General features: G+C 70.7%; 22 protein-coding genes. 12 read left to right on the top strand and 10 right to left on the bottom strand.

Annotated features, from left to right (window positions below; genetic code table 11):
* Nucleotides 1–47: 47 nt before the first annotated feature.
* On the top strand, nucleotides 48–770 hold the full coding sequence (locus A3IC_RS52555) for a DUF2637 domain-containing protein (protein WP_020548980.1): 723 nt from the start codon (nucleotides 48–50) through the stop codon (nucleotides 768–770).
* Nucleotides 771–1,241: 471 nt separating this feature from the next.
* Here the strand turns inward: A3IC_RS52555 and A3IC_RS0105015 are convergent, their stop codons facing one another.
* Both A3IC_RS0105015 and A3IC_RS0105005 read right to left on the bottom strand, forming a co-directional pair.
* Complete coding sequence (locus tag A3IC_RS0105015; protein WP_020548978.1) at nucleotides 1,242–1,643, bottom strand: VOC family protein; 402 nt, start codon at nucleotides 1,641–1,643, stop codon at nucleotides 1,242–1,244.
* A gap of 245 nt (nucleotides 1,644–1,888) precedes the next feature.
* A complete protein-coding gene (locus tag A3IC_RS0105005; RefSeq protein ID WP_026217899.1) occupies nucleotides 1,889–2,107 on the bottom strand; it encodes a hypothetical protein in 219 nt (72 codons plus the stop codon).
* Between the two features lie 295 nt (nucleotides 2,108–2,402).
* Here A3IC_RS0105005 and A3IC_RS0105000 point away from each other — a divergent pair, with 295 nt between their 5' ends.
* Nucleotides 2,403–2,999 (top strand): GNAT family N-acetyltransferase, encoded by a 597-nt coding sequence (locus tag A3IC_RS0105000; RefSeq protein WP_020548975.1) that lies wholly within the window; start codon nucleotides 2,403–2,405, stop codon nucleotides 2,997–2,999.
* 103 nt (nucleotides 3,000–3,102) lie between these two features.
* Here the strand turns inward: A3IC_RS0105000 and A3IC_RS0104995 are convergent, their stop codons facing one another.
* Complete coding sequence (locus A3IC_RS0104995) at nucleotides 3,103–3,345, bottom strand: SCO0607 family lipoprotein (protein WP_020548974.1); 243 nt, start codon at nucleotides 3,343–3,345, stop codon at nucleotides 3,103–3,105.
* 206 nt (nucleotides 3,346–3,551) lie between these two features.
* The gene (locus A3IC_RS0104990; protein WP_020548972.1) at nucleotides 3,552–4,754 is read right to left on the bottom strand and encodes an ROK family transcriptional regulator; all 1,203 of its coding nucleotides are present in this window, start codon (nucleotides 4,752–4,754) and stop codon (nucleotides 3,552–3,554) included.
* 132 nt (nucleotides 4,755–4,886) lie between these two features.
* Here A3IC_RS0104990 and xylA point away from each other — a divergent pair, with 132 nt between their 5' ends.
* The 3 genes from xylA to A3IC_RS0104975 all read left to right on the top strand — a co-directional run bounded on the left by xylA (nucleotide 4,887) and on the right by A3IC_RS0104975 (nucleotide 8,888).
* The gene (gene xylA / locus A3IC_RS0104985; RefSeq protein WP_020548971.1) at nucleotides 4,887–6,044 is read left to right on the top strand and encodes a xylose isomerase; all 1,158 of its coding nucleotides are present in this window, start codon (nucleotides 4,887–4,889) and stop codon (nucleotides 6,042–6,044) included.
* A 1-nt stretch (nucleotide 6,045) separates the two neighbouring features.
* A complete protein-coding gene (xylB, locus tag A3IC_RS0104980) occupies nucleotides 6,046–7,479 on the top strand; it encodes a xylulokinase (protein WP_020548970.1) in 1,434 nt (477 codons plus the stop codon).
* 158 nt (nucleotides 7,480–7,637) lie between these two features.
* The gene (locus A3IC_RS0104975) at nucleotides 7,638–8,888 is read left to right on the top strand and encodes an NAD(P)/FAD-dependent oxidoreductase (RefSeq protein ID WP_020548969.1); all 1,251 of its coding nucleotides are present in this window, start codon (nucleotides 7,638–7,640) and stop codon (nucleotides 8,886–8,888) included.
* 20 nt (nucleotides 8,889–8,908) lie between these two features.
* Here A3IC_RS0104975 and A3IC_RS52550 read toward each other — a convergent pair whose 3' ends face one another.
* Nucleotides 8,909–9,127 (bottom strand): hypothetical protein, encoded by a 219-nt coding sequence (locus A3IC_RS52550; protein WP_020548968.1) that lies wholly within the window; start codon nucleotides 9,125–9,127, stop codon nucleotides 8,909–8,911.
* A 117-nt stretch (nucleotides 9,128–9,244) separates the two neighbouring features.
* Here A3IC_RS52550 and A3IC_RS0104965 point away from each other — a divergent pair, with 117 nt between their 5' ends.
* A complete protein-coding gene (locus A3IC_RS0104965) occupies nucleotides 9,245–10,420 on the top strand; it encodes a PP2C family protein-serine/threonine phosphatase (protein WP_020548967.1) in 1,176 nt (391 codons plus the stop codon).
* A gap of 123 nt (nucleotides 10,421–10,543) precedes the next feature.
* On the opposite strand, the gene A3IC_RS0104960 is transcribed toward A3IC_RS0104965, so the two are convergent.
* Nucleotides 10,544–11,368, bottom strand: coding sequence for an LLM class flavin-dependent oxidoreductase (locus A3IC_RS0104960; protein ID WP_020548966.1), 825 nt, complete (start codon nucleotides 11,366–11,368; stop codon nucleotides 10,544–10,546).
* Nucleotides 11,369–11,462: 94 nt separating this feature from the next.
* Entirely contained in the window at nucleotides 11,463–12,353 is an 891-nt protein-coding gene (locus A3IC_RS0104950; RefSeq protein WP_020548964.1) for an alpha/beta fold hydrolase, read from the bottom strand.
* 72 nt (nucleotides 12,354–12,425) lie between these two features.
* Between A3IC_RS0104950 and A3IC_RS0104945 the strand changes: the two genes are divergently transcribed.
* From A3IC_RS0104945 to A3IC_RS0104925, 5 genes are all read left to right on the top strand, one after another.
* Entirely contained in the window at nucleotides 12,426–13,355 is a 930-nt protein-coding gene (locus tag A3IC_RS0104945) for a LysR family transcriptional regulator (protein ID WP_020548963.1), read from the top strand.
* A 180-nt stretch (nucleotides 13,356–13,535) separates the two neighbouring features.
* Nucleotides 13,536–14,588, top strand: a complete 1,053-nt coding sequence (locus tag A3IC_RS0104940) for a hypothetical protein (RefSeq protein WP_052173200.1) — start codon at nucleotides 13,536–13,538, stop codon at nucleotides 14,586–14,588.
* On the top strand, nucleotides 14,578–16,236 hold the full coding sequence (locus tag A3IC_RS0104935) for a polyprenyl synthetase family protein (protein ID WP_020548961.1): 1,659 nt from the start codon (nucleotides 14,578–14,580) through the stop codon (nucleotides 16,234–16,236). Before A3IC_RS0104940 ends, A3IC_RS0104935 begins: the two co-directional genes overlap by 11 nt.
* The gene (locus tag A3IC_RS0104930; RefSeq protein WP_020548960.1) at nucleotides 16,233–16,721 is read left to right on the top strand and encodes a hypothetical protein; all 489 of its coding nucleotides are present in this window, start codon (nucleotides 16,233–16,235) and stop codon (nucleotides 16,719–16,721) included. The genes A3IC_RS0104935 and A3IC_RS0104930 overlap by 4 nt, the downstream gene beginning before the upstream one ends.
* A gap of 210 nt (nucleotides 16,722–16,931) precedes the next feature.
* Nucleotides 16,932–17,630 (top strand): MIP/aquaporin family protein, encoded by a 699-nt coding sequence (locus tag A3IC_RS0104925; RefSeq protein WP_020548959.1) that lies wholly within the window; start codon nucleotides 16,932–16,934, stop codon nucleotides 17,628–17,630.
* Nucleotides 17,631–17,782: 152 nt separating this feature from the next.
* Here A3IC_RS0104925 and A3IC_RS52545 read toward each other — a convergent pair whose 3' ends face one another.
* Nucleotides 17,783–18,631 (bottom strand): helix-turn-helix transcriptional regulator, encoded by an 849-nt coding sequence (locus A3IC_RS52545; RefSeq protein ID WP_020548958.1) that lies wholly within the window; start codon nucleotides 18,629–18,631, stop codon nucleotides 17,783–17,785.
* 148 nt (nucleotides 18,632–18,779) lie between these two features.
* Here A3IC_RS52545 and A3IC_RS0104915 point away from each other — a divergent pair, with 148 nt between their 5' ends.
* Nucleotides 18,780–19,559 (top strand): NAD(P)H-dependent oxidoreductase, encoded by a 780-nt coding sequence (locus A3IC_RS0104915; RefSeq protein WP_020548957.1) that lies wholly within the window; start codon nucleotides 18,780–18,782, stop codon nucleotides 19,557–19,559.
* Between the two features lie 218 nt (nucleotides 19,560–19,777).
* Here the strand turns inward: A3IC_RS0104915 and A3IC_RS0104910 are convergent, their stop codons facing one another.
* Entirely contained in the window at nucleotides 19,778–20,653 is an 876-nt protein-coding gene (locus A3IC_RS0104910; RefSeq protein ID WP_020548956.1) for a hypothetical protein, read from the bottom strand.
* A 10-nt stretch (nucleotides 20,654–20,663) separates the two neighbouring features.
* Complete coding sequence (locus tag A3IC_RS0104905) at nucleotides 20,664–21,227, bottom strand: papain-like cysteine protease family protein (RefSeq protein WP_026217897.1); 564 nt, start codon at nucleotides 21,225–21,227, stop codon at nucleotides 20,664–20,666.
* Nucleotides 21,228–21,645 lie beyond the last annotated feature (418 nt).

Genomic DNA, 21,645 nt, shown 5'->3' with positions numbered 1-21,645 from the left:
CGACATTCGACATTCGACAACGCCGAGCCCATAAACGAATCAGGCCCATGTACAAAGGCTATGGATACGACCCGTACTCCCCGCCCGGCATGCAACTCCCCCAGGGCGCAGTATCGTTCCCCGGCGTCGCGGCATGGCCGCCGCCGGACGCGGCCGCGCCACCCGACGGCCACTCCGCTTCCGCGGTGGTGGTGGATCCGGAGTTCGAGGCCGATCTCGCCCGACTCCTGGGCAACCCGGTCGACGACGTTCCCGTCACCGTCGAACTGCCGGCGCCGATCCGGGCATCCGGCAACCATCGCCGGCGGCCCTCGCCGCCCGCCCAACCGGCCGGCGGCGGCACCCGGCTACTGGACCGGCTCAGCCGCACCATGGTGGTGGCGAGCGTCATCCTGGTCGCCGCGATCAGCGTGCTCGGCGCGGTGATCACTCTCGCACCGCTGCGGCACAGCGCCGCCTCCACCACCGGGCCGGCTCGGTGGTGGCCCGTTCTGGTCCACGGTCCCTGGATCGTGGCCTCCCTGTCGATCCTGCGCTCCAGCCTCCACTACCGCCGGGCACTGCACTCGTGGATCGTGGTCGTCACCTTCGCCGGCCTGTCCATGGTGCTCTCCCTCACCTACGCCCCCAGGACCGTCCAAGGCGTCGTCGTCGCCGCCCTGCCCGCCGCCGCGACCACGGCCTGCCTGCACCAACTCGTACGCCAGATCACCCTCACCCGACCGCCTCGACGAACCATCCCCGGCGAACGCCGCATCCCCCGGTCCTGACCCACGCCCCTTCGCGCGAGACGCGGGTGCCGCCTCGGGGCGGACGCCGCCTTCGTTCTCGCGGAAGCCGGGAACACGAGAGACGGAGGCGCCGCCGGGTACTGCGGACCCGGTCGAACCCAGCCTTCGCGGGGGTGTCGGCCGGCGCCACAATCCACGGCGTCTCCCTTGCACGAGAAACACGAATCTTTTACGAGTGACGGCTGCTCCCGGCCGTTTCGTTGCCTGCGGCGGCGAAACGGCCCTGCGGCGCGGATGCGGAGTGGAACCAGCCGACCCCTTTGTCGGGATGCCCGACGCGGATCCCGAACCCGCCTTGATCCCGGCCGAGCCGATCGAGGCCGCGGCGGTCGTCCTGGCGGCGGTTCGGGTCGACGAGCCGGAGTTCAGGTCGGCCGGCGACGCCGGGTCGAGCGCGTGGACGACTTGTTCCAGTCGTCGCGCCGGTCGTCGGCACCGCTGAATGGTGTCCTACGCGAGGTACATCTCCAGCTGGATGTCGTCCGGGTCCCGGAATGCGATGAGCGTGAAGCCGGTGGACGGCGTGACCGCGACGCCGGAGTGGGTGACGCCGGCCTTGGTCAACCGGGTCGCCCACGCGTCCAGTTCGGCTCTGGTCGCCACCGTGAAGGCCAGATGGTCGAGTCCCGTGCGGCGTTCGTTGAACGCAGTGCCGGCGTCGGTGTGCCTGTGCCTGGTCAACGCGACGACTACGCCGCTGGGGTGGCGCATGATGCGGCGGTCGAAGTCGTCGGTGTCCCACGGAATCAGCGTTGTGAAGTCCAGGACTTCGGCGTACCACCGCTCGGAGGCGTCGAGGTCGCGCACGTTCAGCGCGACGTGGTGGACTCCGGAAAAGCTCGGCTTCGACACGGGTCCTGCCCTTCTCACCGGCGCGGGCGATCATCGGACCGCCCGAGAACGCACTCACTCTACTGGGCGCGGATTGAGCACCGGTTCGTGCACGCCGGGAAGTTGGAGACTCCGTTCACGGCGTGCCATGTCCGCGCCCGGAAGCCCTTGCCGGCAGCGATGTCCACGAACGCCTTGGCGCGGCCCGCGAGTTGCGGATCCGGACCCGGGTGGCCACCCACGAAGCCGATCCACGCGCCGAGTCGTCAGCCGTCGAGGAAGCCGCCGAGGGATGCCGCGCAGTCGTTTCCCTGGGGCCGGCTCTGCACGGAGGTGAGGTACTGCATCGCGAAGTAGCGACGTCCCCTGGGGTCGTCGAGCACAGGCAGCGCCCTGGACGCACCCATCTTCTGACCACCGGCCGAGGACGACGAGTTCCCGTCGCAGCCCGCGATTGCCACCATCCCGATCGAAGCAACAATCATCAGCAGCCTTCGTGACCGCATCACGCCCCACCGCCCCCGTATGCAGGCGGCACACCATAGCGCGGCGATTCCCGCTGCCGTGCGGCGATTTCCACCCATGCGATCGGTCCCCGCGACCGGCGACGGCATCGCGCAACGTGTCGGCGAACTCACGCCTGCTCGACGATCGGGCCCGCACGGCTGGTGACTTACGGGTTCTTGCCGAGCGCGGCGCGCACGTCTCACACCAGGCGGGTTCTGCCGTAACCCGGGGCAGGCGTGGCCTGGACGCGGATTACGGGGCAAGATCGAAGCCATGACCTCATCCTCCGAAGCCTCCGCATACATTCTTCCGACCGAGATTCGGGTACAGGGCCACGGGCTGTGGCTGCGCGAGTGGACCGACGACGACGTGCCGGCCATGGTCGAGTTGTTCGACGAGCCCGAGATCGATCGGTGGACGCCACTGGCATCGCCCTTCGACGCCGAGACCGCACGGGCGTACCTGAAGCGGGCTCGCGGTGCCCGCGCGCTGAATCGGGGCATCCAACTGGCGATCACCGTCGACGGCGGCGAACCGTGCGGCGAAGTGCTGTTGTTCGTGGACACCGACGGTCCCGACATCGATCTCGGCTCCGACGCCGCGCGGCCGACCCGGGTGGGGGAGATCGCGTACGGGATCGGTGCCCGGCACCGCCGCCAGGGGCTGGCCGGGCGCTCGGTGCGGCTGATGACCGAGTACGCCCGCGCGGAACTGGGCGCCGACGCGGTGATCCTGCGCATCGCCCCCGAAAACGCCCCGAGCATAGCCGTCGCCCGCGCCACGGGCTTCCACCGCACGGACGCCCGCCCGGTGACCCGCGAACGAGCCGACGGCCAGGTGGTCTTGGATACTTGGCTCCACCACGCCTAGGCATGTTTTCATTTCCCCGCCGAGCCACGACGCCCGGCACCGCATCGGACGTCACTCCTTCGCCCCGGCCTGCCTCTTGCTGTCGGCGTGTGGCCGCCCTCACTCAGCTCTCCGGTGCCTCGATCGTCCTTCCGCTCTCGTCGACGGTGTGACTCTGCCAGTAGGTGTCCCACTTGTCGCCCACGTGTTCGGGCACCTTGCCCTTCGGGTAGGGGATGTAGCCCTTCGGCGGCTCGTCACCGTTGGAGACGCAGGCTCGGCCGGTGGATCCGACGTTCAGAACCGGGTACTCGTCCCCGCCGCAAATCGCGTGCTCTGGCGAGCAACCCGTGATGGCGAAGACCATGGACGCGATGGTCGGCACAAGAACCGACACGGACCGGGCACGCCGGTTGCCGGACGAGACCAAACGGGGGCGAGGCAACTCGCGCACGGTGCACTCCTCGTGGATCGACGTGGAAGCGACTCGATACCGATCGGGTCGACCGGACCACGGGTAACACCTGCTCGAACCGCAGTCCGCCAATCCACTCGCGTGGGTCTCGTCGTCGGTCAGGCGATGGCGATGGCGAGGGGGTCGGCGAGGACACGGGCGAGCACGGTGCCCGCGGCGCCGCGTACCGCGCTTTCCGCTCCCAGGGTGGACGCGCGAAGGATGGGGGTACGGCCGCGGAGTCTGCCGCCGCCGCGGGCGACGGCCTTCTCGATCGTCGGGATGAGCCACGGTGCCAGGCGGGCGTGGGAGCCTCCGAGGACGACCGTATCCGGGTCGAGGAGGTTGACGGCCCCGACGAGTGCGACGGCCAGCCCGCGTCCCGCGGCGTCGACCGCTTCGAGCGCGTCGTGGTCGCGGTCGTCGAGTCGGCGCGTCAGATCGGTCAGCCGAAGCTCATACCGGCCGGTCCCGTCGGGGACGCCCGCCGCGCGCAGCAGTGCGTCGAGTCCGGCGACCTGTTCGAGGCAGCCGGTGCCGCCGCAGCGGCACGCGGGTCCGTCGGGGTCGACGACGACGTGGCCCAGTTCGCCGGCCGCGCCGTGCGCGCCGCGGAAGAGTTCGCCGTCGACGACGATGCCTGCCCCGATGCCGGTCTCGCCCGACAGGTACAGGTAGCTCCCGGCGCCGCGCCCCGCGCCGTACCAAAGCTCGCCCAGCGCGCCGAGGTTGGCCTCGTTGTCCACCCCGATGCCGAGTGCCTGGGCGGGGAGGGCGTCGGCAAGCAGCGCGGAGGCGGTTACGGCCTCCCAGCCGAGGTTGGGCGCGTTGACGTGGTCCTCGACGAGCACACCGGGCAGTGCGACCGCCGTCCCGACGAGGGTGAGGCCGGCGTCCCCGGCGCGGTCGGTGATCCGGCGCGCCAGCGCGGCCAGCGCGGCCACGGTCTCGTGCGGTTCGCGCCCGCGGTTGTCGCACGCGACGCTCTCGCGCAGCCGCACCGCGTGGGTCAAGTCGAGCACGCAGGCCGCCAGGTAGTGCCCGTTGACCTCCAGACCCAGACCCGCGACCGGGCCGGGCGCGAGCGAGAGCGGCGCCCCCGGGCGTCCCCGGCCACCCTCGCGGACCGGAAGCGCGCCGGAGACCAGCCGCAGCCCTTCGAGTGTGGTGACCTGGGCGGCCACGGTGGTCTTGGTCAGCCCGGTCAACTCGGCGAGCCTGGCGCGAGTGACCGGCTGATGCCGGGCGATGCCGCCGAGGACGAGCGCCAGGTTGCGCTCGCGCATGGTCCCGAGGTGGGTCGGGCGAAGCGGCTCGGTCATGACGCTCATCCTGCCGGCCTGTCCGGCGAGGCCGACCGGTGAGGGTGGGTCGGCGTTGACAGTTCCGGGCTCGTGCCGATTAGCTGAACCTGTTTAGTGCATACATTGGACTTATTCGTGGTGGAGGCTCCCGTGGCAGATCCGACCCCGCAGCCGGACGACCGGTTCACCTTCGGCCTCTGGACGGTGGGCTGGCAGGCCCGCGACCCGTTCGGCGACGCCACCCGGGCGCCGCTCGACCCGGTCGAGGCCGTGCACAGGCTGGCCGAACTCGGCGCGTACGGCGTCACCTTCCACGACGACGACCTCGTCCCGTTCGGCTCGGACGACGACACGCGCGCGAAGAAGGTGACCGCGTTCCGGGCGGCGCTGGACGCCACCGGCCTCGTCGTGCCGATGGCGACCACGAACCTGTTCACCCATCCGGTGTTCAAGGACGGCGCGTTCACCGCGAACGACCGCTCGGTACGCCGTTTCGCGCTGCGCAAGGTGATGCGCAATCTCGACCTGGCCGCCGAACTCGGCGCGCACACCTACGTGTTCTGGGGCGGCCGGGAGGGCAGCGAATCCGACGCCGGCACCGACGTACGCGCCGCGCTCGATCGCTACAAGGAGGCCATCGACATCCTGTGCGGCTACGTTCGCGAGCAGGGGTACGACTTGCGCTTCGCGCTGGAACCCAAACCCAACGAGCCGCGCGGCGACATCTTCCTGCCCACCGTCGGCCACGCGCTCGCCTTCATCGAACGCCTGGAACACCCGGACATGGTGGGTGTGAACCCCGAGGTCGGGCACGAGCAGATGGCCGGGCTGAACATGGTGCACGCGGTTGCCCAGGCACTGTGGGCGGGCAAGTTGTTCCACATCGACCTCAACGGCCAGCACGGACCCAAGTACGACCAGGACCTGGTCTTCGGCCACGGCGACCTCAAGAGCGCGTTCTTCCTCGTCGACCTCCTCGAACACGGCGGCTACGACGGGCCGCGGCACTTCGACTACAAGCCGCTGCGCACCGAGGACGCCGACGGCGTGTGGGCCTCGGCCGCCGCGAACATGCGGACGTACCTGCTGCTGCGCGAGCGCGCCCGCGCCTTCCGGGCGGACCCCGAGGTCCGCGAGGCCATCGCCGCCGCGCGCCTGGACCAACTCGCGGTGCCCACGCTCGCGTCCGGCGAGACGTACGCCGACCTCGGCGGGGACGACTTCGACCCGGCCGCCGCGGCCGAACGCGGCCTGGGCTACGAGCGGTTGGACCAACTGGCCGTCGAGCACATCCTCGGAGCCCGCTGACATGCCCGCCGCCCGCACCCTCGTCGCCGGCGTCGACTCCTCCACCCAGTCCTGCACGGTCCTCGTCTGCGACGCGGACACCGGCGCGGTGGTGCGCCACGGCCGCGCCCCGCACCCGGCCGGCACCGAGGTCCACCCGCACGCGTGGTGGCAGGCTCTCGGCCGCGCGATCGAGGACGCGGGCGGCCTGGCCGACGTCGCCGCCGTGGGCATCGCCGGCCAACAGCACGGCCTGGTATGCCTCGACGAGGACGGCGAGGTGGTGCGGGACGCCCTGCTGTGGAACGACACCCGCTCCGCCGGGGCCGCCGCGGACCTGGTGCGGGAACTCGGCGGCCCGAAAGCCTGGGCCGACGCCGTCGGCAGCGTTCCGGTCGCCTCGTTCACCGTCACCAAGCTGCGCTGGCTCGCCGAGCACGAACCCGCCGCCGCGGCCCGGGTGGCCGCGGTCTGCCTGCCCCACGACTACCTCACCTGGCGGCTGACCGGCAGTCGTGACCCAGCGGACCTGGTCACGGACCGGGGCGACGCGTCGGGGACGGGCTATTGGTCGCCTTCGACCCGGGCATACCGCGAGGACCTGCTGCGATCGGCCTTCGGCCGGGTACCCGTGCTGCCCCGCGTCCTGGCCCCCGACGGGGCGGCCGGCAGCACAGCGGGCGGGGCGATGGTGTCCGCCGGTACGGGTGACAACATGGCGGCCGCGATGGGGCTGGGCGCGGCGGCGGGGGACCTGGTGATCTCCCTGGGCACCTCGGGGACGGCGTACGCCCCCACACCCGTCGCCGTCGCCGATCCGACCGGCACCATCGCCGGATTCGCCGACGCCACCGGGCAGTTCCTGCCGCTGGTGTGCACTCTCAACGCCGCCCGCGTGCTCGACGCCGCCGCGCGCATGCTCGGCGTGGACCACGACCGCCTCGCCGCGCTCGCACTGTCCGCGCCACCGGGCGCGGACGGCCTGGTGCTGGTCCCGTACCTGGAGGGCGAACGCACCCCCAACCTCCCCGACGCCACCGGCGCCGTGCACGGCCTGAGCGGACACAACGCCGCACCCGGCCATCTGGCCCGCGCCGCGGTGGAAGGCATGCTGTGCGGACTGGCCGACGCCCTCGACGCCCTGGCCACAGCGGGTGTCGCCGGCGAGCGCGTCATCCTCACCGGCGGCGCGGCCCGATCGCCGGCCGTCGCCGCCATCGCCCCCGCCCTCTTCGAACGCCCGGTCGTCCTTCCCGAACCCGCCGAGTACGTCGCCCTGGGTGCGGCCCGCCAAGCCCTCTGGGCCCTGAACCCGGGCGGCGGCCCGCCGCCGGCCCGGGTGATCGCGCACACCGAAATGCGCCCGGATCGATCCGACGCCGCCGTCCGACGCCGCTATGCGGATGCCCGTGAACTCCACCTCGCCCGGCCCGCCGCGGAGGGAAAGACGAAGTGACAGCCCTCGGCGACGAACCGTGAGCCGACACACCGGGGAGCGAATCAACCACTGACAGCGCGGGGTTGTCGACGACGATGGCCTGGCCACCTGTGACGCCGGCAGCGCACGAATCGCCATCCGCCCGCGGGCCGCGTCAACGCAGCAGAGGAGAGAACATGGCCGCGAACACGGCATTCGTGATCGTCGGAGCCGGTCTGGCCGGCGCCAAGGCAGCACAGACGCTCCGCGAAGAGACCTTCGACGGCCCGATCGTCCTGCTCGGAGAAGAGAAGGAGCGCCCCTACGAAAGGCCGCCGCTTTCGAAGGGCTATCTGCTGGGCAAGGACGAGCGGGACACCGTCTACGTCCATTCCCACGAGTGGTACGCCGAGCACGACGTCGACCTGCGCCTGGGTGCCACCGCCACCGCGATCGACCCGGCCGGACACGAGGTGACGCTCGCCGACGGCACGCGCATCGGCTACGCGAAGCTGCTCCTGACCACCGGCTCCTCGCCTCGCCGCCTGGCCGTGCCCGGAGGCGACCTCGACGGAGTCCTCTACCTGCGCCGACTCGCCGACAGCGACCGCATCAAGGAATCCTTCGTGTCCGCGTCCCGCATCGTGGTGATCGGCGCCGGCTGGATCGGCCTGGAGACGACGGCCGCCGCGCGCGCGGCCGGCGTGGAGGTCACCGTGCTGGAGATGGCGGAGCTGCCGCTGCTGCGCGTACTGGGCCGCGAGGTCGCCCAGACCTTCGCCGACCTGCACGCCGATCACGGGGTCGACCTGCGCTTCGGTGTCGGGGTCGCCGAGATCACCGGTGCCGACGGCCGGGTCAACGGTGTGCTGACGGCCGACGGCAGCCGCATCGACGCCGACGCGGTCATCGTCGGGGTGGGCATCACCCCGAACACCGGGCTTGCCGCCGCCGCCGGCCTGGAGGTCGACGACGGCATTCGCGTCGATGCCCGCCTGTGCACCTCGCACCCGGATGTCCACGCGGCCGGGGACGTCGCCAACGCCTTCCACCCACTGCTCGACAAGCACATCCGCGTCGAGCACTGGGCCAACGCCGTCAACCAGCCACAGGTCGCGGCCAAGGCGATGCTCGGCCGGGACGTGGCCTACGAGCGCGTTCCGTACTTCTTCACCGACCAGTACGACCTGGGCATGGAGTACACCGGCTACGTCGAACCCGGCGGCTACGACCAAGTCGTCTTCCGCGGCCGGAGGGACACCCGCGAGTTCATTGCCTTCTGGCTCGCCGAGGGCCGCGTACTGGCCGGCATGAACGTCAACGTCTGGGACGTCACCGACCCGATCCGAGCCCTCGTCACCTCCGGCCGAGCAGTCGACGCAAGGGCACTGGCCGATGTGAACGTGCCCCTGGCAGAGCTTTTGGGACGTTCCGACGCGACCGGCTGATTCGGAGAAGGGTCCGTTGTTCACCGGCCTCCGGTGCGGGGGCCGGGTACGGGCGTCGGACGGGCCGCGTCGGATGGGCGTGTGCTCGGTTCGGGTGCGGTATCCACCTGGATCGAGGGGAAACTCCAGGGCGGCTCGCGTCCGGCCGCGACCCATTCGTCGATCAGGGCGTCGAACACCGGGGTGGGTTCCTCGTCGTCGGGGAACTGGGGCTGGGGTCGTGCGTGGAAGCCGCTCACGGACGGTCCAACGACGGTTCGCCTCGCGGGTTCGTCTCGACCGTTCATGGTCGAGACTCGGCGGACCGGGAGGGGCGATGAGTGGATTGCCCCGCTTCGGGGGGTCAAGCTGTATGTATGCGGTCGCTCCTACGCTCGGCTCCCGGACCGGGAGTCGGCGGTCACAGCCGGGTCCTGATCACACTCGCACAGTGTGTGCCGTTCGCGATCGCACTCCTGGTGGTGGGGATCGAGTTCTCGCCCGCGCACTTTCTGTACACCGGTCCTCTGCTGACCGCGACTCCGGCACTGGCCGCGGTCACGATGGGTCCCAAGGGAACGATCTCGGCGGCGGCTGTCGCTCTGGCCGTCAGTGTGAGCACCGCGACCTATAACCAGGCATGGGGTAGTCGACAGGTCTACACGAATTTCCTGGCCATTCTCCTGGTGTCCGCGGCCAGTGTGGTGACCAGTGGTTTGGTGCGTACACGCAGGCGGAACGAGCTCGACCAGGTTCGCCGGATCGCCGCGGCGGCACAGCGAGTCCTGCTCCGGCCGGTGCCCGCCCGCCTGGGCCCGATGCGGACCGCCAGCATGTACCTCGCGGCAGAGAGCGGCGCGCAGATCGGCGGTGACCTGTACGAGGCCGTGCAGACGCGGTACGGGGTGCGGATGATCATCGGAGACGTCCGCGGCAAGGGGTTGCCCGCCGTGCGCTCGGCCGCGGTGGTGCTGGGCGCCTTCCGGGAGGCCGTGCACTACGAGGACGACCTGGTGGAGGTCGTGGCCCACTGCGCGGCCGCGCTGCGACGGGAACGCGCCATGCCGTGGGGGATGGGCCGGGACGACGAGGAGGAGCAGGCGGAGTCGTTCGTCACCGTGCTCGTGGCCCAGGTACCCGACAGACCCGTGGTCGAGATGGTCAACCGCGGCCACCCGCCGCCGCTGGTGCTGCGCCAGGGCACGGTTCGCGCACTGATGCCCGCCTCACCACTTCCGCCCCTCGGCCTGGAGGACCTGATCACCGGTCCTCCAGGCGAGGCGGAGAGCTACGTGTTCCTCCCCGGCGACCGTCTGCTGCTGCACACCGACGGCGTGCTCGAGGCACGCAACCGCGACAACGACTTCTTCGCCCTGCCCGAGGCCATGGAAGCAGTGCCCGCGTGCACTCCGCCGGAGTTCTTGGAAGAACTGCACCAGGGATTGCTCCGCCACACCCAAGGCCGCCTGGTCGACGATGTGGCGATGATCGTCGCGGAGCGGCTCGACGGGGAGGCCGGCGCCCCGTCGGTGCCGGGCAGCGCTCCGGAATGACGCGGACATCGACCACCACCGCGAGATTCCCGGCGACACGGGGTTCGCGCCGACGCGATCAGGGGCCGGCCGCCCCCGGCCGCGCGTTGTGGCGGCTCGGTATCGGCGTCGTGGTCGAACACCTCAATCACCGCCCGGACTTGCCGGGCCGTCGCGGAGTACGCCGCGCACCGTGTCGAGTCGTACACCCGGATCCAACGCCGGCAGCCACCAGGTCGCGCCGGCGGCGGCGTACGGCAGCGGGTCGGCGTCGACGGGCAGGCTGATGGCGATGTCGTACGGTCCGGTCAGGCCCGCTCGGAGCTCGGTGAGGGTGGCGACGACCTCGGCGAGCTGGTCCGGGTGTTCGAGATTGATCGGGAAGAAGCCGTCGAGCCGGGCGGCCCGGCGAATCGGCTTGACGTTGCCCGGGAATCCGGCGGCCCACACCGGCACGCCGGGACGCTGCACCGGCCGCGGCAGGAACGCGATGTCGTCGACGGTGTAGTGCTCGCCGCGATGGCGCACCGGCTCGCCGGACCAGGCCGCGGCCAGGATCGCCAAAGACTCGTCGAGCATTCGCCCGCGCCGCCGGTCGTCGATCTGCTCGCCGGTCCTGGACAGCTCGCCGCCGAACCGGTCGCTGCCGAGGCCGACGCCGAGGGTGAGGCGGCCGTCGCTGAGTCGATCCAGCGTCGCGGTCTCCCGCGCCACCTTGGCCGGCCGTCGGCGGGCAAGCGTCGACACCATCGGGCCGAGCCGCAGCCGCTCGGTCGCGGTCGCGATCGCCGTGAGCGTGATCCACGGGTCGGCGACCTGTGCGATCGGCGCGCGCCAGCACAGGTGATCCCACACGAAGCAGCCGTCCCACCCGGCTTCCTCCGCGTCGGCGGCGAGGCGCGCAACCACCCGCGGGTCGGCGAGGTCGTCGAAGAGCGGCAGCCACAGTGCCGACCGCAGCCGGTTCACCGGTGGCCTCCTTCCGAGTGCCGCACCAGGGCCGACGCGAAGTCGTCCCACACCGACCTCGAGCGGTCGCGTCCGGTGAGTCCCTCCGGTTTCGTCACGTGGTCGGCCGGGCTTCGGAGACCGAAAGGATCGCTGAAATCGCGGTGTCCCAGAGTTCCGGCGGCGGCATCTGGTGTCCCATGCCCATGAGCGGGACGAGCCGTGCTCCCGGGATCTCCCGGGCCAGCGCCTCGCCGTGCCCGTACGGGAGCAGCGGGTCCGCGGTGCCGTGCAGCACCAGCGTGGGCGCCGTGATCTCGCCGAGGCGGGCGCGGACGGGCTCGCCCCCGTCGAGCTGCCAGTGGTTCTGCGCCGACGCCAGGGCCGGGCTGCGGTCCCAGGCGCGGCCGACGACGCGGCGCACCCACTCCTCGTCGACGGGGATGGTGCCCGCGAAGGTGCGCTCGCCGTCGGTGTAGTACGCGATGACCGCCTCGCGGTCGGACCAGTCGGGCGTCTCGCCGCCACCCTCGGCGAACTGCTCCGCCAACTCCTTGCTCATCGGCGGCAGGTCGGGGTGACCCGGGCCGCCGGGCCCGTCCGGGCTGGTGGCGATGAGCGTCAGGGAGGCGACCCGGTCGGGGTGGTGCACGGCCAGGTGCTGGGCGATGCCGCCGCCCATGGACATGCCGACCACGTGGGCGGCCGCGATGCCGAACTCGTCGAGCAGACCGATGGCGTCGTGGAGCAGGGCGTCGCTCGCGTACGGCGGTTTGCCGGGCGGGAAGGTCGTGGAGCGGCCGGTGTCCCGGGTGTCGTACCGAATGACGTGTCGCCCGCCGGCGGCGAGGCGCTCGCAGAACTCTTCGTCCCACCAGTCCATCGACGCCTCGGCGCCGCCGATGAGCAGCAGGTCGGGTGCGGCCGGGTCGCCGAAGGTCTGGGCGCAGAGTTCGACGCCGTTGATCTCGAGAAGTTTCTCGCCGTGTGATTGCTGAAAGGTCATGTCCGGAACGCTAGAGCCCGCGACTCCATCGTGAAAAGCGATGATTTCCGATCGATTCGATTGGCTCCGCCGATGAATGTCGCTACGCTGGAACGTGTGATCGACGTCGAACTGCGCCACCTGGCGGCGATGGCCGCCATTGCCGAGGAAGGCTCGTTCGGTCGGGCGGCCGCCCGTCTCGGGTACACCCAGTCGACGGTGAGCCAACGGATCGCCGCGCTGGAGCGGGCCGTCGGCGGTCCGGTGTTCGACCGGCCGGGCGGACCCAAGCCGGTACGGCTCACTCCACTCGGCTCCGTGGTCCTGGGCCAAGGACGCGAACTGCTCGCGAAGGCGGAGGCATTGGCCGACGCCGTGGACCGGTTCAAGGCGGGAGACGGCCGGATCGACATCGGCACGTTCCAGAGCGTGTCCAACGTGATCCTGCCGTCGGTCGTACGCCGACTGCGAGACGAGCACCCCGGCTGCGACATCAGGTTGTCCGAGGAGGAGTCGGAGCAGCCGCGGATCGGCGACCTCGACCTGTTGTTCTACGACGGCCGCATCGACGGCGACGTCGAGCATCTCAAGCTGCTCGACGATCCGTACCTGCTGGTGGCAGGCGCCGGCACCTTCCCCGACGGTCCGGTCCCGCTGGAGCGGCTCGACGGCGCGCCGATGGTGGCCTGGCCGCTGACCTGCGATCAGTCCTCGATGGAACAGGCGGTCGCCCGCAGCGGCGTCCGTCCGCAGATCGTGTTCCGCACCGCGGTCAACGACGCCGTGTTGTCGATGGTGCGAGCCGGCATGGGATCGGCGGTGCTGCCGTGGCTCGCCATCCACGGCCCCGGCGTCCCGGCCGACGACAGGCTCAGCGTTCACGAGCTGCGGCCATCCCCGCCGCCACGGGAGATCCACCTGCACTGGCGGGCCGGACGCACCCACTCGCCACTTGCCGCCCGAGCCATCGAGATCGCCGTCGAGGTCGCCGCCGAGCTCGCGCCGCCGCCGGCCGGTGCTTGATCCATGAACGTTCGGCCCCGCCAAGGTTGATCGCCGACTGCGGTCGACGCACACGGCGGTGACTGTGCGGGTGTCGGTGCCGGCCGCTCCGCCGCGTTCAACGGTGTAATTCGACCGTGCGGCAACGACCCGAATGCCACACAAAGTAGTCAACTGTGTGCAGACTGCTATCGTTCTCGCGTGTCCACATCTCCCGGCACGTGCGTTGAGCCGCTCTCGCTAGGCCCCACAGGCCCCTTCCCCGACGTGCCGCTGCGCGCTCCGCTGGAACGTCGATGGCTGCACTACGCGTTCCTGTCGCGCGACTCCGGACAGTCCGTGATCGCCAACCTGTCCGCGCTGGGTCCGGACGGGGACGGACACGCTCCGCACCGGACGACGATCCTCCTGGTCCACGACCGTGAACACGGCTGGCACAGCAGTCAGTTCAACGCGGATCGACCCGACCATCCCTGGTCCTCGTTCCGGTCGCCGCACGCCATCGGGGTCGCGGGTGACTTCGATGTCGCGGCCCGAACCGGTGTTCCGGCGGTCAAGTTGCGGTTGCGTCGCACCGGCCGGCCGTGCACATCGCAGAGCGCGGCGTTCGGCGGAGGGGAGCACCTGCGGTGGCAGTCGGAGCCCGGCGTGCTGGCCTCCGGGCTCGTCCGCCTGCCCGGGATCGAACGTGACGTCGAACTCCTGGGCTACCACGAGCGGGTGCGGGGGCGGTGGAGTTGGCCCGCGCTGGGTGGATGGGTGTTCGGTTTCGTCAACGACCCCGTGGGGCGGAGCGACGAACCGCCGCCGACCGCCGTGGTCTTCACCCTGATCCAATCGCGTGACCCGCGCGCCGCCGCCTCGGGGTCGGTCATGCTCTGGCGCCGCGGGAGGCTGGTGCGACACTTTCCCCGTCGCGCCTTCCAGGTGGCGGTGCACGACGTGCTGGACCGCGACCAAGTGGTGCTGGTCCCGCCCCTGGCCCGTGCGTTGGGTACCGCACCCGCGGCGAGCGTGCCGCGACGACTGCTGATCACCGCCCGTTCGGGGAGCGACCGGCTGCTGCTGGACTTCCGCGGGAGCACCGCGGCCAGGATCGCCAATCCGTGCGAGACCGGCCTGCCCGCGTTCAGCGTGCACGAGACGCTCGGCGCCTGCCACGTCGAAGGCGTCGTGGCGGGCCGCCGCCTGGACTTCCAGGCCCCGGGCATCGTGGAGTTCGCCGGAGGAACGGGAGACGCCGATGACCACTGACACCGCCGGCTACACGGGCGCGCGCCTGCTCGCCGACACGATCGACGCGCTGGCCGAACGGGCTCCGGCCGTCCTCGCGGCGGCCGCCGAGCAGATGCGCGGAATCCGGCTGGGCCTGCGCTTCAACGACGGCAGCGCGGTGTCCCTGACCGTCCGGCACAGCCGCCTGGTGATCGGCCCGGCAGCCGAGAGCGATGTCGAGGTGGCCTTCGACGACCGGGCGATGAACCTGCTCTTCGACCTCCAACGACACCCGTCCGACCAGGTCCTGCCCGACAGCCTGGACGTGCGCGGCGAAAGCGACCGTGTACTGGCGGTGTGGCGGGCGTTCAGCCTCCTGTCCCAACGCGCCGCGGGACTGCGCTTCGTCCAGGGCCTGTGGCGCGACTACCGCCACCACCGACCCCAACTGTGGGGTCACGCCATCCCCGCTCCCGCCCCCGAGCCGGACGCCTCCGAACCCGGTGGCTGGCACGCCCTGGACTACCTCGAACGCCGCCGCCCCGAGGCCACCCGCACCGACGACGAGACGCGTGTGGGCGGCACCGTCACCACACGCCCCCGCCTGCTGTGGGACGGCCGCGACAGCACCCCCTGGTGGGACGAACTCCCCATCGCCGACGCCGACCTGTACGACACGATGAAAGCCTGCCGCGCCCGCGTCGCGGCCGAGATGACCCGCCTGGTCCCCGACCGCGAACCACGCGCCGACCTGTACTCCCTCGTGCGCGAATACCCCGCCCGGCAAGGCAAGGGCCTACGCCCCACCCTCACCATCGCCGCGTGCGCCGCGTTCGGCGGCCGACCCCGGGACGCCGTGCGCGCCGCGGCGGCCCTGGAACTGTTCCACAACGGCTTCCTCGTTCACGACGACATCGCCGACGAGTCCACCCACCGTCGCGGACTGCCCACCCTGCACGCCCGATACGGCGAGGGCCTGGCCGTCAACGTCGGCGACGCCCTCAACCTCCTCGCCATCGACGCGGTGCTCTCCAACCTGGAGACGCTCGGCCTGGCCCGCACCCTGGCCCTGATCCGCGAGACCCTTCACATGTGCCGCGAGAGTGTCGAGGGCCAGGCCATCGAACTCGGCTGGATCCACCGCAACGCCGTCCCCGGCACCGACGACGACTACTTCCTGATGAGCACCAAGAAGACCGGCTGGTACACCTGCATCAGCCCCTGCCGCATCGGCGCCGTCTGCGCCGGCGTCACCGACCCCCGGGTCCTGGACCGCTTCGACGAGGCGTTCCGCCTCATCGGCATCGCGTTCCAGATCCAGGACGACCTCCTCAACCTCGTCGGCGACCAGGCCAAATACGGCAAGGAACTCCTCGGCGACCTCCTGGAGGGCAAACGCACCGTCATGCTCATCCACCTCCTGCGCACCGTCGCCGACCCCGCCGAACGCAAGCAACTGACCGCAATCCTCGGCAAACGCCGCCCCGACAAGACCCGACGGGACGCCGACACGCTCCTGGCCGCCATGCGCGCCGCCGGATCCATCGACTACGCCGTCGACCTCGCCGATCGCCTCGCCGCCCGAGGCATCGACCACTTCGAACGCGACCTCGACATCATCCCGGACAACGAAGGCAAGGCCGTGCTGCGACAGATCGCCCACTACGTCACCACTCGACCCCTATGACCGCCCTGCTCCCCGGCGACCGAGCCCTGCTCGCCACCGCCCACACCGTCAACACCTGGACCCGCGCGGGACTGTGCACCCTGGCCCGCCACGGCGCGGCCGTGCGCCGCGACCATCCCGAACGCGCCGACGCCCTGGCGGACGCGCTCGCGTGCTGGCCGCTCTACAAGGCGGGCCAGTTCCTGTTCGACCTCCTGGAATGGGAGGACTTCATGCTCGACGGCGACCCGCCGCCGCCCCTGCCACTCGGCGAAGCGGTCAACGTCGCCGGCGTGCCCCTGCGTCGGCTGCGCCGCCTGGCGGCCGGCGGGGCGATCGAGGCCCCGGGCGCGGTTCGCGCGCCGACCGCCGAGGAACTCCCGCCGCTGGACGCGGGCACATACCTCTACCGGGACGTCATGATCGGCGCTCTGACCGCGTTGGCCCTCCTGATGCCACACCAGCCGCCCCGGTCCCCGGCCGCACCGGAGGAACCCCGATCCTGACCGGAACGGGCCTCGACCATCTCCGGGACGGCGAGCTCGAACAGGATGGCGACTTGATCGAGGAATTCCGGGCGGCGGTAGGCGGCGAGGCCCGTTTCGGCCTGCTCCACCTCGATCGGCCGGTCGGGGGATATCGGGCCGGTTTGTATCACTGGCGGACAGGCCCGGGTACTACGAGCGGGTCCATCCCGACCCAGCCGAGGAGCCTTCATGGAACGCCGGGCATTGATCTGCGAATTCTTGGGAACCCTTGTGCTGGTCTTCTTCGGGGTGGGGTCCGCAGTCCTGGGCAAGCCCTATCTCGGTGTCGTCGGTATCGCCCTGGCCTTCGGATTCGTGCTCCTGGCACTGGCGTACAGCCTCGGCGCGATCTCCGGTTGCCATGTGAACCCCGCCGTGACCCTGGGTTTTCTGGTCGCTCGGCGGATCGATGTGAAGCGGGCGGTCGGCTACTGGATCGCGCAGTTCCTCGGCTGCATCGCCGGCGCGGCACTGCTGTACCTGCTCGCGAAGCAGGTGCCCGGCCTCCAGACGCACGACAAGTTCGGCAGCAACGGTTGGGGTGACCGCTCCGTGGTGGGCATCAACACGGGCGGCGCGTTCCTGGCGGAGGTGATGCTCACTTTCCTGCTGGTGTTCGTCGTGCTCGCGGTTACGCACCGGCTCGCGGTCACCGGGTTCGACGGGTTGCCGATCGGCCTCGTGCTTGCGGTGGTTCACCTGGTCGGCATCCCGCTGACGGGTACGTCGGTGAACCCCGCGCGCAGCCTGGGGCCCGCGCTCTTCGCGGGCGGTGACGCACTCAACCAACTGTGGCTGTTCATCGTGGCGCCGCTCATCGGCGGTCTGATCGCGGCCGCCACGCACATGGTGACGCACCCCCAGCCGCGCCACGAGCACCTGACCTGAACCAGGCACGCCGGCGAGGTCCGAGTCGCTGCCCGGTCCGCGTGGGCATCCGTTGGCCATCCGTCGGCGGAATCCGCGGCCGAGTCGCACGGCAGCGGCTGCCGCGTCGATCCCCGGCGCGGGTGGCCGCTGATCCAACGGTCTATCGCGGCTCATGACACATTCGTTGCCGGCAGGTCTTTCCTCGTGGGATGGCCATCACCACCGAGCGCGCCCAACAGGCGCAGCCCGTCCTCGGTGGGGCTCCCGGGTGCCGCGGACAACACCAGCAGCTCCATGCCTGATTCGTCCGGTAGCGCGAAGTTCTCCTGGTGCAGTTCCAGCAGCCCGACCAGCGGGTGCCGGTACGCCTTGCGTCCATGCGCGCGGGCGCGCACGTCCGCGCGGGCCCAGAGGCGGCGGAAGCGCTCGCTGCCCATTGCCAACTCGCCGATGAGCGAGGCCAGGCGGGGATCCTCGGGGTATTTGCCGGCGGCCAGGCGCAGGTGCCCGACCACGTCGAGGGTGCATGCCTCCCAGTCCGCGTACAGGCCGCGCTCGGCCTCCTCGAGGAAGATGTGCCGGGCGGTGTTCAGGCCCGGCATCGACCGGCCGTACAGGAGCCCGGCGAGGCGGTTCCCGGCGAGCACGTCCAGGCGGTGGTCCATGATCAGCGCGGGTGCGTCGGCGACCAGGCCGAGGACACGCAGCAGTTCCGGCCGGACCCGCCCGCTCGGCGCCTTCGCGCGGCGGCGGCGCTGCCGGGCGAGCCGCTCGAGGTGCCCGCGTTCGGTCTCGTCGAGGCCGAGGACGCGGGCGAGCGCGTCGAGGACCTGCTCGGAGGGCTGAGTCGCGCGGCCCTGTTCCAGGCGTACGTAGTAGTCGACGCTGACTCCGGACAGGTGCGCGACCTCTTCGCGGCGCAGCCCTTCGACGCGACGGCGGCTGTCGGTGGGGATGCCGACGGCGGAAGGGTCGACCCGGGAGCGCCGGGTGCGTAGGAAGCCCGCGAGATCGTCCATGTCCCCAGTATGGCCTCGGTGGTGCCCCCTGAAGGTGGTCCTGTCGTTACCAGGAAGTCCGGTCCGATGGAAGAAGCGCCCCTGAACGACGCGGCCGCGACGGTCGAGCATTCATGGCGAACACCTCGTCGAGTCGAAGGGAACAGCCATGAAGGCGCTCATCGTCTACGCCCACCCCGAGCCGCGTTCGCTGAACGGCACACTGAAGGACTTCGCCGTGTCCACTCTCGAAGCCGCCGGGCACGAGGTGCGGGTGAGCGACCTGTACGCGATGAACTGGAAGGCCGTGGTGGACGCGGCGGACTTCGGCGAGCATGCCACGAGCCCGCTGCGGGTGGTGCCGAGTTCGGGCCGGGCGTTCGAGGCCGGCGCGCTCACGCCCGACGTGGCGGCCGAGCAGGAGAAGCTGCTGTGGGCCGACACGGTGGTCTTCCAGTTCCCGATGTGGTGGTACACGATGCCGGCAATCCTCAAAGGCTGGGTGGACCGGGTGTTCTCCTTCCGCTTCGCGTACGGCGTCGGAGCGCACGACGAGACGCGGTACGGCGAGCGTTTCGGTGAGGGGACGCTGCTGGGGCGGCGGGCGATCCTGTCGGTGACCGTCGGGGGCCCGGAGTCCCACTACACCGATCGCGGGATCAACGGCCCCATCGAGGACCTGCTGTTCCCGATCCACCACGGAATCCTGTACTACCCGGGTATCGAGGTGCTGCCGCCGTTCGTGCTGTACGGCGCCGACAGGATCACCGGCGGCGACTTCGAGGACGCCGCGAAGGCGTGGAAGGAGCGGCTGCTGTCGCTGGAGACGACCGAGCCGATCGCGTTCCGACGCCAGAACTTCGGTGACTACGAGATCCCGGCACTGCGGTTGAAGGAGGGTTTGGAAGTGCCGGGCCGCAAGGGATTCGGCCTGCACGTACGCGGTTAGCCGGGTGAGGGACAGGCCCCGTCTCCGGGGGTGGGTTCGGTGATCCGGCGGGAGTCCGGGGCGTGGATGGGCCGCACCTCGCCGGGGCGGCGAGGTGCGGTGCCGGGCGTCGTGGTGCTCGGCGGGGGATTGAAGACACGCCGTAGCGGGGTCGGGGACGGGGGCTTCGCTCCGTCGTCGGCTGACGGGGGTGGGGTGAGCGGTGAGCGGAGTCGGGTTCAGGTGGCGTTCGCGCGCCGACGCCGGTGCAGGGCGAGGGCCCCGCCCGCGAGGGCGAGTGCCGCGCCGGAACCGGCGAGCAGCGGGGTGGCGGACGACGCCTCGTCCGCCTCGGGTTGGGGGCCGTAGCCGCTGGAGTACCCCGTTGTGTCGTACTCCGAGCCGGGCAGCTTGTCGGCGTAGCGGGCCTTGACCAGCTTCTGGTAATCGCCGAGCGACATCGACGCCCGGCCGCCCAGTCCCTGCCGGGCCTGGTCGTTGAGCGGCTCGACGGTGTTGAGCCTGAGCTGGTACCAGCCGCGGATCTGCGGCTCGGTGAAGACCAGGGTTCCCACGGTGGCTTTGCCGGCGTATGTGGCGTCGCCGTCGCCGTCGCGCACGCCCGCCAGGTGCCAGCCGCCGCCCTGGGAGGGGGCGAGCATGACGGTGGCGTTGCGGCCGTTGACGGCGATGTTCAGCGAGGAGACCAGGTGTGCCAGTTCGATTGCCTCGGTGGGCAGTGGCGGGGCGGTGCCCGCGACGAATCCGGGGGTGATTTCGTTCAGTGCCACCGGATCCTTGATCGTGAAGGCCGGGAGGTCCTGGCACGGCTCGGGCGTTTCGGGAATCGCCTGCACCGACCCGGCTGCGTCGGCGGGCACCGGAGTACGCAGGAAGCGGCAGACGGTGTCACGGACAGCGGTGGACTTCACCGTGTCGAGGGCGGCCTGGTAGTCGGGGATGTCAACCGGGAGCGGGTCCTTGGCCGGGGCCGCGTGACCGCTGCCGGCGACGGACAGCAGTGCGGCCGCGCTCAGTGCGAGGACGGTGGGCAGGCGGGAGAAGCGAGAGCCCGCCCGCTTGCCGGACTTCGTGATGCCGCTGGTGTCGCGCATGTCGCCTGCCTTAGCGGGAGATACCGATGCGGGAGTGGGTCCACTTCGACGAACTGTTGCTCACGTAGTCGGCGTAGTTCCACCACGTGTACGTGGTGGTGTCCGGCCATGGGTCGGCGACCGCGATCGTGTTGCGCGACGTGTCGAAGCCGTAGACCACGTTCATGTGGCCACCACCGGACGTCCACCCGATGCGGGCGCCGATCGGCCGGGCCGCCTTGACCTCGGTGTAGACCTGGTTGAAGGTGGCCGCGCTGTTCAGACCCGACCCGAGGCGGGTCATGCCGAGGCTGTTCCAGCCCCTGGCCATGTCGTCGAGCGTGGCGGGCTGGTTGTTGCAGCCGTAGTAGGGCTGGGAGCGGTCGCAGAAGTCCGTCTGCGTGGAGCCGAAGCCGTGGAACTTGGCGATGGTCAGGCCGGAGGCGACCCAACACCACTGGGACTTCTCCTGCTTGTACATGCCGATGTTGTCCTGACCCGCTTCCGCGTGCGCCGTACCTCCTGCGGCCGCGAGCAACCCCGAGGCGGCCAGCATGATGGCCGGCGCTGCGGTTCCGTACCTGAATCTGCCCATGTTCCTGCCTTCCCGTGACGAGACGAGCGGGGCGATCTGGCACGGACATGACAGCGCATCATGGCGAAGCCGGATAGGTGTATGACAGGAATTACACCCTTATTGAGCATTTTCCGGTTAATCATAGATTCAAGCGATGGATCCCACCGGGAGATGGCGCGGTGGTTTTCCCGGCGGTTCGTGCCGGGGCGAGGGCGGTTCGGTGTCGGGAGGAGCGGCGCGTTGCCTCGGGCGCCGATGAAGATGCCCGGAGCCGGATCGATGAACAGGCGTGTTCGACGAACGAGCCCGAGGGGACCGCCATTCGGCCCCTTCGCCGAAACCTTTGCCAACTCCAGAGCCGTCTGTTGCGAAGGTAAAGAATCCATACGGCGGGCGGTCACGCATCCCTGCGAGCGCACGGCATTTCGTGCTCTCG

This window comes from Embleya scabrispora DSM 41855, assembly GCF_000372745.1.
Classification (GTDB): domain Bacteria; phylum Actinomycetota; class Actinomycetes; order Streptomycetales; family Streptomycetaceae; genus Embleya; species Embleya scabrispora.
Note: the sequence above shows the minus strand (reverse complement) of the source record. Positions and strands in the feature narration are given on the sequence as shown.